The sequence below is a fragment of the Psychroflexus aestuariivivens genome, from assembly GCF_004010055.1.
GTDB classification, from domain to species: Bacteria; Bacteroidota; Bacteroidia; order Flavobacteriales; family Flavobacteriaceae; genus Psychroflexus; species Psychroflexus aestuariivivens.
Genome location: NZ_RQVT01000054.1, coordinates 1 through 15878, shown reverse-complemented (window position 1 = coordinate 15878; position 15878 = coordinate 1). Strand labels below are relative to the sequence as shown.

At 33.1% G+C, this 15878-nt stretch carries 7 protein-coding genes; 4 read left to right on the top strand and 3 right to left on the bottom strand.

Features of this window, described 5'->3' with window-relative positions; genetic code table 11:
• On the bottom strand, positions 1-4293 hold a 4293-nt coding region (locus EIG86_RS11435), incomplete at its 3' end, for a lectin-like protein (protein ID WP_127846320.1).
• Positions 4294-4591: 298 nt separating this feature from the next.
• On the opposite strand from EIG86_RS11435, the gene EIG86_RS11430 reads away from it, so the two are divergent.
• The 4 genes from EIG86_RS11430 (at position 4592) to EIG86_RS11415 (ending at position 11777) form a co-directional block, all read left to right on the top strand.
• Entirely contained in the window at positions 4592-6439 is a 1848-nt protein-coding gene (locus EIG86_RS11430; protein WP_157983138.1) for a helix-turn-helix domain-containing protein, read from the top strand.
• Positions 6440-6546: 107 nt separating this feature from the next.
• Complete coding sequence (locus EIG86_RS11425; RefSeq protein WP_127846318.1) at positions 6547-8508, top strand: tetratricopeptide repeat-containing sensor histidine kinase; 1962 nt, start codon at positions 6547-6549, stop codon at positions 8506-8508.
• A gap of 4 nt (positions 8509-8512) precedes the next feature.
• Positions 8513-9274: a LytR/AlgR family response regulator transcription factor gene (locus EIG86_RS11420; RefSeq protein ID WP_127846317.1), complete on the top strand. Its 762-nt coding sequence runs from the start codon at positions 8513-8515 to the stop codon at positions 9272-9274.
• 85 nt (positions 9275-9359) lie between these two features.
• On the top strand, positions 9360-11777 hold the full coding sequence (locus tag EIG86_RS11415) for a T9SS type A sorting domain-containing protein (protein WP_127846316.1): 2418 nt from the start codon (positions 9360-9362) through the stop codon (positions 11775-11777).
• A 345-nt stretch (positions 11778-12122) separates the two neighbouring features.
• On the opposite strand, the gene EIG86_RS11410 is transcribed toward EIG86_RS11415, so the two are convergent.
• Positions 12123-14465: a T9SS type A sorting domain-containing protein gene (locus EIG86_RS11410; RefSeq protein ID WP_127846315.1), complete on the bottom strand. Its 2343-nt coding sequence runs from the start codon at positions 14463-14465 to the stop codon at positions 12123-12125.
• Between the two features lie 504 nt (positions 14466-14969).
• A partial coding sequence (locus EIG86_RS11405) for a T9SS type A sorting domain-containing protein (RefSeq protein WP_127846314.1) occupies positions 14970-15878 on the bottom strand: 909 nt, incomplete at its 5' end.

Sequence of the window (15878 nt, the reverse complement as noted above, 5' to 3'; positions counted from 1 at the left end):
GGCTCCGTTCTCTTGCCAGTTTGTGTAAATATTTGCATCAGAATCTACAGCCGATGTGACAAATCGGAAACTTCTATTGGATGGGAAGTAACGTTCTACTTCTATTGTGCCGCTTCCTGAAAGTGTTCCAGTAAACTCATCTAACTGAGCGGTTTTAGTTGCGTTGCTCTTAAAAGTTATATCTCCATTATTTATTATATATGTATTTACGGATAAGACATCATTCACTTCTAGAGAAGCATTATTGTCAATAGTTACAGAATTTAAACTTATAGTAGTTGTCAATTCAGCTAAATTATCAACAACCAACATAGTTTCTGATGCAATAGCATTACCATTTGGATTCTTTGCATCTAACCAAGTATCGTTTAAATAAATATAATCTGCTTGACGAACTTCTACATCAAAACTAAGATCAGTTGAATTGCCACCTTTACCATAGACAGTAAACTCATTAACGCTTGTTCCAGATGGAAAAGTTTCTCCACTTGCCAATCCAGCAGTTTGGTCAATACCGTATGGAATTTCAATAATTGCATATCGTGTTAAGTTCTCAGGAAGGTCATTCCATCCACCATCTGGAAATATTTCTGCAACATCTTCTCCTAAAACACCTGAATTTGAAGGGTTTCCTGTATTCCAATTTGTATATATAACTTCCTCACCAGTTTCCCAGACATATTCACCTTCACTTTGCTGATCATTAAGTCCTATATAAGCATTACCAAGGCTATTATTGGTTAGATAGTTTGAAATAAAATCATTTTCTTCTGTATTGGTTATGGTAGCAAAATAGGCATCTTGAATAGCGCTAACTTGAGTTGAAAAATTTGTGAAAGTATTTTGCGAATTTGAAATGTAATAAGTGTGACCTTTAAAAACTCCCATTTTAGTATAGCCGCTAGGTGTAGGTGGATAATTATCTAGACTTTGCGGTGCAAGACAATTATCATAACCAGATGGTAAACTGTAGTTTATAGCTGTGCCAGATGGATTAGTGGTGTATTCTAGAATATCGTCTGGTACTCCGCCAACTGTTGGAGCAAAGTTATTTAATACACTTATAACAGCAGTACCTGTAGCAACATCACCTGAATTACTAGTAGCTGTTAAAGTTACGGTTACGCCATTAGGGTTTAAATTATCTGAACCCTTATACCAACTAGAATCTGTTAAACCTCCTACAAAAGCACCATTACGCTCAGTTGAAGATAAATTTACAGCTTCAGTGCCAAAATTGGTATTAAATGCGTAATGTAGAAGCAAAGTATTATTTACTGATGATAAATTATTGTTTTTAACCGCTAAAACTTCAGTAGCATCCAGATCGTTTTCCCAAGCACGGAAATTATCAATATAACCATCAAATTGACCACCACCATTTTCATTAGCTCCTATTCGCAGTAGACCAGGCGAAGCATCAGGATTAGATGTGTTAAGTGTTGTTGATGTTACTTCAATACCTTCAATAAATATTTTCATAGTAGAATTGGCAGGACTGTAATTTACAGCGACATGTTGCCATTCATTTAAACTGATGGTATTATTAGCAGATGACAAGTAAGTCCAGCCACCAGCACTAAATCGATTAATTCCAAAAACTAATTGATTATTAGCGTTAATATAAACTACCGTGGTTAATTTGCCAGGCCAAAATGCACCACCAAGTGTTTTGGATAAGATGTAAGAATTGGCATTGCTTCTTGGATAAACTTGAGTTTCAAATGTAAAACCTTTATTACCGCCAAAATCCAATGGTGCACTTCCGTCTATTTGAATATGGCCATCACCTTCAAAATTAAGACTTACACTAGACGGCGTAGTGGTTAAATCGTTACAATCAAAACTAGATTGGTCAATACTTAAACTTGCAATTCCTGAAACAGACGAACTTCCATGATCAATATCTTGAGCGGTTATACTTGCATTTCCAGATGGGTCTAAGGTAACGTCAATATTTTGTGTTATCACGTTAGGAATGTCTGTCACTGTTACATCAAAACTACAGCTAGCACTATTACCAGCAGCGTCAAAAGCTTCAAAAATTACAGTTGTTGTGCCAATAGGGAAACTGCTTCCAGATTCTGGACCATTGGTTTGTAAAACGTAAGCTTCATCTTGGTTAATCTGTAAAATGTATCTTAAATTACCTGTACCAAAAGCGCCTACATCATTCCATTGGCCACCAGAAGAAATGGCTACATAATCTTCAACCCCATTGGTGTTACTAGGCTCACCTGGTCGCCAGTTGGTATAAGTTGATGAACTTCCATTTTGCCAAACAAAATTCCCTTCAGAAGCAGCATCAGAATAGCCAATATGTGCATTCGATATACCATTTGCTGAAAGTGCATTTGCTAAAAAGGCGTTTTGAGTGGCATTGTTAATCGTCGCGACCGTACCGCCTCGGTTTATAGCATCTGCAAATGCATTAGCGCCAGAAAAGATATCATCACTAATAAAAAAGTTTTTACCGGCATTACTTCCAATAAAGGTCATACCCGATAAAAAATTAAAAGAAGATGTTGCGTTATCGTTAACAACTGGGTCGTTAAAATTAACAACCGGACTTGTAGCCGTTGTCGTTATATCATCTGGACAAGTTATACTTGGATTACCTGTGTCGCTTACAGTTACATCGAATGAAGTCGAGATCATATTACCAGAAGCGTCATAAGCTTCAAATGTATTGGTCGTGGTTCCGATAGGAAAACTAGAGCCACTTGGAAATCCAGCGGTTTGCTCTGCTGCATATGAAAATTCAATAATTATTGGGCGATCGCTGTTAGAAATGCCAATATCATTCCATCCACCATTATTATAGATTTCTGTTATATCTTCATTTCCGCCAGAATTATTAGGTTCACCAGGATTCCAATTGGTATAGCTAACATTTTCCGCATTTTCCCATACAAAAGTTCCTTCGGTTTCCAGATCATTAATTCCTATCAAAGCATTTAGTTGTCCGTTTTCGGTTAAATAATTAGCTATAAAATTATTTTCTGCTGCACTGGTAATGCTCACTAGATAGGCATCGTTTATTGAATTGATCGTACTTAAAAAATTAGCATAAGTATCACCCGAATTAGATATAAAATAGGTGTGGCCATTAAACACACCCATTTTAGTAAAACCGTTTGGTGTTGCAGGATAATCATCGAAGTTTATGGCATTGCCAATACAATTATCGGTAATAGTTGGTAAACTATAGGTAACAACTTCATCGCTTCCAGTAGCATTGGCATTAATGTCATTAATTGATGAAAATACAGGAGCAGAATTGTCTTGAACAGTCACCATAGCTGATGCTGTAGAAGAATTACCATAATCATCTTCAACGGTTAAAACTACTGAATTATCACCAATAGATGAGCAATCGAAGTTTGAAATATCAATGCTAAGTGTTAGGTTTCCACCACAGACTGCTGTAGAGCCATCATCAATTTGTTGTGGTGTGATACTGGCATTTCCGTTAGCATCTAAATCTACAATTATATTTTGAGCTATTGCTGTAGGTGCTATATTTGAAAGATGGTATGCATCTACATTTGCATTAGTATTGTTCGTGCCATCACTGGCTGTAACTGGAACTGAAGTTGGTGTGACTCCATTAGTATAATATTGTGTAACAAAAAACTTCCAATCATTGTTAAATCCACCACTTTCATTAATGACAAGTGAATTGTTAAAGTCATGGCTAAATGTAGCTCCTGGTGTGTAAAAAGAGCCTTGTCTCATTCGAATGCTAGGTCCCGAAATTTGTCTAAAAGCATACATTCTATTTTGCTCAAGAAAAATGGGTTTGTCAAAATCGCCTACACCAAGAGCATTAAATTGCGCAGGTATGTTAAGCGTTACCGAACCTAAAAGTTCAACATCAGTAGCTAAATTTGGGTCTGCATTATTATTCTGATAAATTTCTATTACGGCTTGCGTAGTTGCCGATGTATTTCCACGGAACTCGACTTCGAGTTTCGTTAAAAATCCATTATTAACAGATTTAAAAGTTTGAACATTTCCAGCACCCAGTGTATTTACACCGCCATTACCATAACGTACTGAGTTTTGTAATATGGCAACATTATTACAGTCAAACTGACTTACTGTTGATGTTAAGGTAACATTATCTCCATCTGCATCATTAGCAGTGATATTAAACTCATTAAAATCTAAACTTTGCGGAATTGAATTTAATGTGATCAAGCTCGGTCGACTTTCAATTGTTGGAGGATTGTTTTGAGCACTTGTAACAAATGCACAAAAAAACAAGGCTAGTAGATAAAGTTTTTTCATAATAAAATAATTTTTTACCAAAACTATCTCAAAATAAAGTCTACATCTAATTTTAGCAGTCTACAAATAGTCTACAAAGACTCAAAAAGTTCTGATATATAGCAGTTTTAAATAAATCTAAAAAGAAATCATTTATATTTGAAGAATGGATATTAAAAATCTTCTCATAATATTTTTATTAGTGTTTTGGTCTTTGAACACGCTTGCGTATCCTAAATGTTCGTCAATCAAATCTATTGAGAAATATGAAAGCTTAGACGAAAAAGAACGGTTAAAAAAAACTCACCCATACCTTTTGATGGCTTATTGCAATACCGATGAATCAGAAAAATACATTAACTTATTTGTCGACTTATTTAAGCAGTCAGCTAATGTAAATCAACTTTTACATGCAATCTCAATCGAAATAAGACGCGCAGACCGCTCTGAAGACAACAAGCAATTCTTTATTATTTTAAAAAAAATAATTACAAAAATTGAAACTAAATATCCAGAATTAAAGAAAGACCTTAGATTTATTAATTTGAATTATGTGTTTCTGACTTCACAAAGCACTTATCAGAATGCTTGCGATTACTTGATAAGTAATCATGTTTCGTTTAATGAAAACTATCATGAAAAACTTGAAGTAATATTTCATTATGTGTCCTTATCTAATTGCGCTGCTTACAGAGAAGATTTTAATTCAAGTATCCTAGCTTTAATTAACGGCTTAGCCTTTAGCAAAAAACTGGAAAAACCTTACAATAGATTAAAAAAAGGACACTTCCTAAAACTGCTAAGCATGCGATATTATGATATTAAAGACTATAATAAGTCTTTGTATTATGCGAATGCATCGATTGAAACTTTTAAGCCAGAATATAATTTTACTACTGGAATTGGGGTGGCTTACGAACAGAAAGGTTTAGCCTATTATCAATTGTTTAATAAATTGGACTCTGTGAATTATTATTTTGATAAAGCCCAGCAAATTCATAAAAACAATAATAATCTTTCAAGATCTAATTACGTTTACAAACTAAAATCTGAAGCTAATCTCGAAACAAACTCAGATTTGGCTAAACGCTATTTTTTTGAGTTTTTTAATTATTTTCAAAAAAATAATCGCAATAACCATCGATTAGAAAGTTGGCTATTAGCTAATAAAATATTGCATACATATCGGTTAAATAAGCTTCAATATCTAGATTCTCAAATTATTACTCACAGACAAGTTGTGGATACTTTAGCTGCTTTTTTGCCTAGAGAAAGTTTAAAAAATCAACTTGAAATTTCTTCGGTTTTGATAAACTATTACAAAGTTAATTTCAACAAAGACAGCTTAATTAAATACAATCAACTGCAAAACGAGTTGGAATTTAAGCGCAATCAGCTCAACATTCAGCAAAAACAAACTAACGTAAATTTATATTTAACTAATTACCAAAAAGAGCAAGAATTAGCAAATTTGAATTTATTAAACCAGGAACGTTCTTACCAAAACAAGTTATTGATTAGTTTAATTTGTTTTGTGGTCTTGGGCTCAGCATTCTATTATTTTTATAAACGAAAACAAAAGCAAATGATGTTATCTCAACTTCAACTAAAAGAAGCTGAACACGATAAACTAAAAACCAAGCAAAAATTAAAAGAAGAACTCATTTTAAGAAAAGAGCAAAATGAAAAAATGCTAAAACTAGCTTACGACAATGAGTTGAAAGGAAAAGAATTACTGCAATTACAATTACAAAAAAAGCAAAATGAAGTTGAAGCGGTTCAGCTAGAAAAACAAACAAGTGCAAATTTATTAAACGAGGTATTTTCTGCTTTGAAAGATGAGAAGGTAAACGACGCAAATCTCTTAGTAAGAAAACTACAAACCAATAGAATCATCACTCAACATCACAATAGTTTAAAAGAAATTTTCGAGTCTATTTCGCCTAATTTCATGCATAAACTTAATAAAATCAATTCTAGCTTAACTGAACAAGATGTTTTGTATTGTGCTTTAATACGTCAAAAATATACAACTAAACAAATCGCTAATTTTCTAAACATATCACCTAAATCTGTAAATCAGCATAAATACCGACTCAAAAAGAAATTGGCAATCGATAAAGAGCAAGGAATAAACGAATATATTGCAAATTTAGAATCCAAATAAACCTCGTCTGCTGAATATCCAAATTCTCATTCAAACCTATCAAATTCTCATTGGCAACAATTTTATACAAACACTTATTGTACTTTAGTTTAGTAATTCTTGTTTTCATGAAAATTAAGTATTTGTATTGTATTTTGCTGTGGCTACCGCTTTTAGGGTTTAGCCAAAATGCAAAACTGGATAGTTTAAAATCTCAGCTGTCATCGACTCTCGACGATACACAAAAAACAGCACTCTACAACCAAATTTCTAACGAATTAAAATATAGTGATCCCAATGAGATGCTGAATTTTGGACAAAAAGCCTTGCAGTTGGCCAAAGAATCCAATCAAAAACTAGAAGAGGCTAAAGCCTATTTAAATATTGGTACAGCTTATATTATTTTTGGAGATTATGAAAAATCCCTTGATCATTTTGTCTGGGCAAAAAGTATTTTGGAAGATTTAGATGATGGTAATTATTCTAAAACCCAATTAGATAAAGGTATTGCTAGAACCTACGGCAGTATGGGAGTCGTATTTTCTGAACAAAGCAACTATACCAAAGCTTTAGAATATTATCTGAAATCTTCTAAAATTTATGAAAATTTAAATGATGACGCGCAATCTGCCAAAATTTATAATAATATTGGCGTTGCTTACAGGTCACAACAACAAGCAGAAAAAGCCTTAACTTATTTCATAAAATCGCTCAACCTGCAGGAACAATTGAATAGTCCAAATATAGGAATCACACAAACCAATATTGCAAATATTTACTTGAGTCAAAAAAAATATGACAAAGCTTTTGAATTTTACACAGAGGCTAAAAAAAGTATCGATAACAATCCCAATCCAAGAGCTTTAGGCGAATGGTATAATAATATTGGTGCGTATTACAAAGAAAAAAATTATACAGATTTGGCTGAAATACACTGGGAAAAGGCAATCACGACCTTTGAAAGTATTGACGATAAATTTGGTCTGACCGACACTTATTATTATTTAGCTGAATTGTATTTAGAACAAAATCAGGATGGCAAAGCTTTAAAAATGGCAAATACGGCCTTAAATTTAGCCAAAAACATCAATGTACTAGAAATGCAAGTTTTGGCAGAAAAACTGATCAGTGATATTTATGAAAATGGTGGCAATACTTCGGAAGCTTTAAAAAACCTGAAACGTCATACAAAGCTTAAAGACAGTCTGATTCAAAAAAATGACAATCGAAAATCTATCGAGACTGCTTTAAATTATGAATTTGAAAAGAAAGAATTACTTCAAAAAGAAGAAAACAAAAAACGAGAACTTTTACTGAAACAGGAAGCACAAAGCACCAAACTAAAATTGATTTTTGGAGCTTTAATTGTCATTCTACTTTTAGGAATTGCTTTTTTAATTTACAATAGAAGTGCTCTGAAAAAAACCTTAACACTTCAAAAAGAATTAGCTGAATACGAACAGAAAGCACTTCATCTTCAAATGAATCCACATTTTGTGTTTAATTGTTTAGGATCGATTTCCAGCTTTATTGTTCAAAATGGGACGGACTCAGCAATCAAATACTTGTCCAAGTTTTCAAAATTGATGAGGTTAACCCTTGAATATTCCAAAGAGTCACTGATTCCCATAGATAAAGAAATTGAAAGTTTGGACAATTATCTTCAGTTGGAGCAATTGCGTTTTAATGATAAATTCAATTATAGCATTACCAAGCATACAGACATAGAAGACGATGTTGCTCTACCTCCACTTCTCATTCAGCCATTTATAGAAAACGCAATTATTCATGGCGTGATGCCTAAAAAAGGAGAAGGTACAATTTCAATAGCTTTTTCAATTGAAAATAAATCTTTAGTATGTGTTATTTTAGACGACGGAATTGGCATCAATACATCAATTTTGAACAAAGAAAATTCTGTTTTAGCTCACAAATCTATGGCTTTGGATATTATTAAAAAACGATTGGAAATGATATCTGAATCAACTTCAAAAAAAGCAACAATTCAAATTGAAGAATTAAAAGGCAAAGCAAATGCAAAGGGCACAAAAGCAACATTGTATTTACCACTACGCTATGTAAATGAATAAAAAAATGATAAAAACAGTTTTAATAGACGACGATAAAAACCTGAGAAAGGGCATGAAAAGTCTGCTGACTCGCTTTGCTCCAAATATTTCAATTATCGGTGAAGCAGATAGCGTTGCCACAGGAATTGAAGTTATGGATAACCTGAAACCAGAAGTTGTTTTTCTGGATATTCAACTGAATGATGGAACAGGCTTTGACATTCTTGAAAAACTCACTGAACGCAACAAAGCAATTACCTGTATTGTGGTTTTTATAACTGCCTATGAGCAATATGCCATTAAAGCTTTTCGGTTTAGCGCCTTAGATTTTATTCTAAAACCTGTTGATCCTGAAGAGTTACAAAAAGTGATTGAAAAAATTGAAAATGTCTTAGAAAAGAAAAATGATTATTCACATATCAATCTGTTACTGGAAAACATCAGAAAAAATGTAGATAATTTCAAACGTATTGCATTGTCAACTTCAGACGGCATTCATTTATTTGATATTAGCGATATCATTCGATGTGAAAGTGAAGACAATTATACCAAGTTTTTTATACGTAACAATAAACCAATTCTCATTTCAAAAACACTTAAAGAATATGAAGAACTCTTTAAATCTCACAATTTCGAACGCATACATCAATCACACTTAATTAACCTCAAATATTTAAAGTCTTATATCAAAAAAGATGGCGGATATGTGGTGATGACAGACGATAGCCATTTACCCATATCTCAAAGAAAAAAGGAACGTTTACAGAACATTTTAAAATCAATATAACGAATTCTAATTAATAGCCTTCGTTTACTCATTGACAGTACTAAAATAGAAAAATCATTGGTAAATTTATTTAAAATTAAATATCATGAAAAAAATACTACTTCTTTGCTTTCTAGCAACACAGGCGATAATGTATGCGCAACCCAACATCAATCAACCAGACGACATTATTCATTTTGAATTTCCGCTTGATGGTTTTAGCACATTCGATTTGACAGTAAACGAAACTGAAATGCTCAACGGCATAGACCCAGCGACAGTAACGGTAACTTATTATGAAACTTTGGTCGATGCACAAAACCAAACTTTCGCTATTCCTTCACCTACAAGTTGGGCTAACATCTCGAATCCACAAACTATATACGTCAACGTTTCAGAACAAAGTTCAGGTCTTTTTTCTACAACGAATTTTGATATTGAAGTTTCAGATGATGTTGTCAATATTCCAGATGCAAATTTTTTAATGTCTCTAATAAGTCAAGGTGTAGACACCAACAATAGTGGGAATATTCAATCCTTTGAAGCGCAATCTGTAACAACTTTAAGTGTGGATGAACAAACATTAGATATTACAGGACTTGAAGCCTTTACAAATTTAATAGAGTTATCATCAAATTTTGGTGAATTTTCTAGTTATGATTTTTCTTCATTTCCAGACTTAGAGATATTAGATATTACTACAATTTTTGGCTCTACTGGAAGCTTAAATTTAACTAATAATTTAAACTTAAAAACCTTGAATATATTCAATACAAGTATAAACAGCTTAGATTTATCAAATAACACACAACTGGAAACACTATATTTGAGTGAAACACAGTTGTCAACTTTAGACCTTACAAATAATACTCTACTTGAAGAACTAACAGTTCAAAGTTATAATTTAATTACATTAGATCTCAATAACAACTCCAACCTTGAAAGCTTATTCATAGCTGGAAATCCCCTTTTAGAAACCGTTTTTATAAAAAATGGTAGTGACGAAAGTATAAATATGGACGGTGGAAGTTGGTTAGAAAATTGGGGGTTTGGAAACAATCCTAGTTTACAATATGTCTGTGCAGACGCTGATCAAGTTGCAGAAATACAAGGATTTGCAGAAGGTGCTTATGTGGTAAACTCATTCTGTGATTTTCAACCTGGTGGAGACTTCAATACCATTACAGGAACCACTCAATTCGATCTCAATAACGATGGTTGTGATTTCTCAGACCCAGTTGTTCCTTTTGTAAATATAGAAGTTGGTAATGGTCCCAATACTCTTGTTCCTGCGGTTTCTAGTGATGCTTCAGGTGTTTACAACCTCTACTTTGGTCAAGCAGGTAATTATACTGTTCAGCCTTTCCTAGAAAATCCGACTTATTTCAACATTAGCCCAAATTTTCCTATTGTAAATATCTCTTTTATAGACAATAGCAGTACTACACAAGATTTCTGCTTAACTGCCAATGGAGCTATTGCAGATGCTGAAGTGGTAATCGCTCCGATAATGCCATCAAGACCAGGTTTTGATGCTATTTATAAATTGGTTTATAAAAATAAAGGAAACCAAGTACTTTCGGGTAGTGTCGATTTTCAATATGACGATACAGTCCTAGATTTTGTGTCCTCTACTTCTACTCCAGACACTCAAAACACAGGAAGTTTAACTTATAATTTCTCAAATCTACTTCCTTTTGAAAGTCGAACTGTAGAAATTACGCTTAATGTGAATGGACCAACGGAAACACCACCAATCAATATTGATGATGTCTTAGATTATAGTAGTACGATAAATATAGACCAAACTGAAGAAACGCCAGAAGATAATACTTTTGATTATTCTGAAACGGTTGTCGGTGCTTTTGACCCAAATGATATCACTTGTCTACAGGGCGATATTGTTCCAGATACAGAAATAGGTGAGTTTTTACATTATATGATTCGCTTTGAAAATACAGGAAATGCCCCAGCTGAAAACGTCATTGTTACTTCTGAAATTAACGCCAGTGATTTCAATATCAACACATTACAAATTCTGAATGCTTCACATGAAATGAACGTCAGGGTAAATAATGGTATCCTAGAATTTATATTCGAAAATATACAATTAGCTGGCGGCGGTGGTCACGGTAACATTTTATTGAAAATGAGAACCAGATCAGATTTAACAATTTCAGATGAAGTTGATGCCAAAGCTGATATCTACTTTGATTTTAACTTCCCAATTGAAACTAATGTTGCAAATACAGAATTTACAGTCTTATCTACAAATAAATTTGATAAAAAACAAAATATTTCCATCTATCCTAATCCAAGTGATCTTGAAATAAATATTGAAACTTTAGCTCCAATTCAAAATATCAAAATTTATGACTTGCATGGCAGAATTGTACTATCTCAAAATAATTCTGACAGTAACCTGAATTTAAAACTTGATGTTTCAAATTTGAGTAAAGGAATATATCTTATTAAATTAGAGACTTCAGAAGGTCAGTTTACTCAAAAGTTGATAAAAGAGTAATTTCCTTTAAATTGCAAAAACAAATCCCCAATATCAAAAAGGTTTTGGGGATTTTTAATTTGATAGTAATCCTAATACTTTAAATTTTTCTAATTGGTGTGTCTCATGAAGTTGAACACTTCATTTTTACTCATATCATAAGAAAGCAATATGAATCATAAGCACGGAAGAAGAATTATCCAAGTCTCTAAGTATAGTTAAGACTACAATTTAAAATACTTCTTATCAGGAACTGATTAATACAAGCTTAAGCTAATTCAATTTTTGTTGTGTTCATTGAACTTCAGTAATAAAAAAAACCACAGCAGAAACTGTGGTTTTTTAAAAAGCGGAAAGCTTTTCGTATTATTTAACAATCAATTTTGATACAAATTCTTGTTCATTTTGATTAAGTTTAACTAGATAAATACCTGAAGACAATGCATCAGCATTCACATTTATGTCACCATTAGATTCTACTCTGCTTCGGTTTGCAAAAACTTCCTGACCGAGCATATTATTTATTTTAACATCAACTACTTCATCGGTTAAGCCATTGGTTTTGATAGTGAATGAACCATTATTTGTCGGATTTGGATACAGACTGAAGTTTTCGAAATTGTCATTTGAAATACTAGAAGTCGTGTTGTTAAAGGTAATACTGAATCTTGACATGTCTGCACTTGCAGGGATGGACGCATTTACAGTAAAACTAATATGGTTTAAACCGTTTTTCAAAACAGTTTCTTTCCCAGTATAATGATCTTTTAAATAGACCGTTAAATCTTCACTGAAGTTGGTCAAATCTGCCTCGAAAGTATAATTGGCATGTTTATAATTATAGATTGCCAAACTTAATTCATCTCCATCTTTTGGTAATGCTCTATTTTCAATACTTAAGAAATCAATGCCATTCAATCTTGCCATATTTTCCGCAGGATTACCAAGTTTTGGCGCATCTTGTTGATCAACTTGATTATATCCTTCGTTCGAAAAGCGAATAACTAAAGCATCATACGGCATACCGCCGTTTTGCAAAATTTCACTTTTATAGAGTCTTAAATTTAATTTTTGCGTGTTTTGTTCAGAAAAAACAGCATTACTCATTTCATTTACATTTTTAGAAGTTTCTGTAAAAGTCACAGAGGCTGCGCCATCCGCTAAAGTTCTGACAAATGCCCCTTGACCGGGTTGTAAATATTGATTTGCTTGAGAAGTTGAAGAATTTGTACCTGTATTTAAATCCACCGTAATATAAGCGCCTTCGTCGTTTATATTTGGATCCCATACCCAATAAAAGTTTGAATCTACATTATTAAACGTCAAACTGCTCATATCTAAAGCTGCTTGGTATGGATTACCTATTAAACTGAAATTATCTGCAGTCTGACTTAAATTATCGACTAAAACATCGCCAAATGATAAACTCCCTGAAGCTCTTAAAACTGTTTCTCCCTCAGCTTGGTTATTTTCTAAATTGATATTTCTATCGCCACGCACATAAAGTCGGTAAGGTCTTCCTGCTATGAGATTTTCATTTTCTGTATTACTTACAACTGTCCAGGTCTGACTTATATTATTGAATCTAAATAAAGAAGGATTTCCAGTTGCTGTGGCATCCAAACCATTCAAACCCTCAGTACTTCCAGTAATATGTGTTCCATAACCAACTGGTGAATTGCCATTTTCTTGCCAGTTTGCTAAAATACTAGAATTAGAATTTACCGCTGAAGTCGCAAACCTAAAACTTCGATTTGAAGGGAAGTAGCGTTCAACATTAACACTTCCAACTCCTGAAATATTTCCAGTAAATTCATCAAACTGGGCACTTGAAGTAGCGTTACTTTTAAAAGTAATCGCACCATCATTAATGATATTAGCTTCAGAGTTTAAAACCGCTTCTGAATCAATGACCAGTGTGGTGTTTTCTTTTACGGTAAGATTACGAATTGTGGTGTTATCTCCTAATGTCGCTGTGCCATTGACAACTATCGCATCGCGATTGACCTGAATCTCTCCTTCAGGTGAATTAGGAGTCCATGTGTTGTCATATTTATAATATATAGGGTAATTGAAGTAACTTGAAAAAGTAATATCGTTCGAGCCTGGATTTCCTGATGCTATACCATCACCGTAAGCTTCATCGGATAAAAACCCGTTTCCTGCATTCAAATAAGTGATCACAAATTCGAAATCATCACCAGAGGTTAAGCCGATTTCTGACCAATCGAAACTAAAAGTGAAACTTGCACTGGATGCTAAAGTTGGATTTCCAACAGGATTTATATACACGAGTTCACTATTGCCGACTTCTCCAGTTGCAGGAATAGACCATATTCCTCCAAAAAATTGATTAACAGCTATGGCATGTGTAGCCTCAAAACCATTTGGAAAATTAATAACAGAAGCATTGGCACCTGCGGAAGAAATTGCTCTTCGCAAATCGTCGCCCTGATCGTTGACATTGCCATCAATTGACTCACGACCTGTAGCGCCTGTGGAAATATAAATAACCATGGCATCGTTAAAATCTCCTGAACCTTTGGTGAAAACTCCTGTAATTGTTGTTCCGTCGTCGCTAAGTTCTAAATCACTGTTGCCAACAACACCTCCAAAACCAGAATTTCCATTGGCATTATAATTCACTTGAGCATTGCCGATATTTGATAAAAATAGTACGCTGACTAAGAAAAGTAATAATTTATTCATAATGTTAAATTTTAGGTTCAAACAAATGTATATAATATTGACTAAAACGTTTTAGTTGGTCACTCAACGACATCGTTGTAGTTGTAAATTTTAACAAAAAAATTAGCCTTTTTTTATGATTTTTGTTCAAAATCGACTTTTTAAGGACAGAAGTATGACTTAAATCTAAAATAACTTGAAGTATTTTTGCTATTCAAATGTAAAGCATACGAAATTTGGAACTTGTAATTAATAAATTAAACACCACCAATCTAAAAATTTTGAACATAACTTTTTATACCAATTTGAATATTAAATGTCGTTAATAGAGCGAAATTGCTTTTTTTATATATGACACTGTGAATAATTTGCATAGCAGGGTTACAAAATTTATGAACAAGGAATTATTTGAGAAAATGAATGAGCTAAATAGCGACATCTGATGTTTAAACTAGTATTAGAACTTCAGTAATAAAAAAACCACAGCAGAAACTGTGGTTTTAAACATCAAAAAAGCTTTTCGTATTATTTAACAATCAATTTTGTTACAAAGTCTTTTTCATTTTGATTAATTTTAACTAGATAAATACCCGAAGACAATGCATCAGCATTCACATTTATGTCACCATTAGATTCTATTTTGCTTCGGTTTGTTAAAACTTCCTGACCGAGCATATTATTGATTTTAACATCAACTACTTCATCAGTTAAGCCATTGGTTTTGATAATGAATAAACCATTATGTGTCGGATTTGGATAAAGACTAAAATTCCCAAAAATATCGTCAGCAACACTAAGTGTGGTGTTTTCAAAACTAATGCTGAATCTAGTCATTGCTATGCTTTCTGGAATAGAAGCATCTACAGTAAAATCGATGTGGTTGATTCCATTTACAAGTTCAGTCTGTGAATTTGTGTAGTTGTCATTCAGATAAACATTAATGTTTTCATCAAAGTTCGATAAATCTACTTCAAATTTATAATTTGAATGTCCATAATTATAAATCGCTAAGTCTAATTCTTCTCCGTCTTGAGGTAATTCACGATTTTCGATTGTCAAGAAATCATTGCCATTCAATCTGGCTAAATTTTCAGCTGGATTGCCCATTTTTGGCGCATCCTGATTGTTAACTTCATTGTTTCCATTCGTAATGAAACGAATACTTATCGCATCGAATTGCATACCGTCATTTTGTAACGTTTGACTTTCGTAAAGTCTTACATTCAATCGTGGTTCATTATTATCAGAAAAAACAGCATTACTCACTTGATTCACATTTTTAGAGGCTTCAGTGAAAGTCACAGAAGCAGGACTATCTGCAATTGTTCTAACAAATGCCGCTTGGCCAGGTTGTAAATATTGGTTTGCTAATGAGCTTCCGGCACTAGAACCATCACTTAAATCAACAGTTACATAAGCACCATCTTCATTCAT

What these genes read in the sequence shown, in the direction of transcription:
- EIG86_RS11430 (WP_157983138.1), top strand. Translation starts at nt 4,592, where the DNA reads ATGGCTTATTGCAATACCGATGAATCAGAAAAATACATTAACTTATTT.
- EIG86_RS11415 (WP_127846316.1), top strand. Translation starts at nt 9,360, where the DNA reads ATGAAAAAAATACTACTTCTTTGCTTTCTAGCAACACAGGCGATAATG.
- EIG86_RS11410 (WP_127846315.1), bottom strand. Translation starts at nt 14,465, where the DNA reads ATGAATAAATTATTACTTTTCTTAGTCAGCGTACTATTTTTATCAAAT.
- EIG86_RS11425 (WP_127846318.1), top strand. Translation starts at nt 6,547, where the DNA reads ATGAAAATTAAGTATTTGTATTGTATTTTGCTGTGGCTACCGCTTTTA.
- EIG86_RS11420 (WP_127846317.1), top strand. Translation starts at nt 8,513, where the DNA reads ATGATAAAAACAGTTTTAATAGACGACGATAAAAACCTGAGAAAGGGC.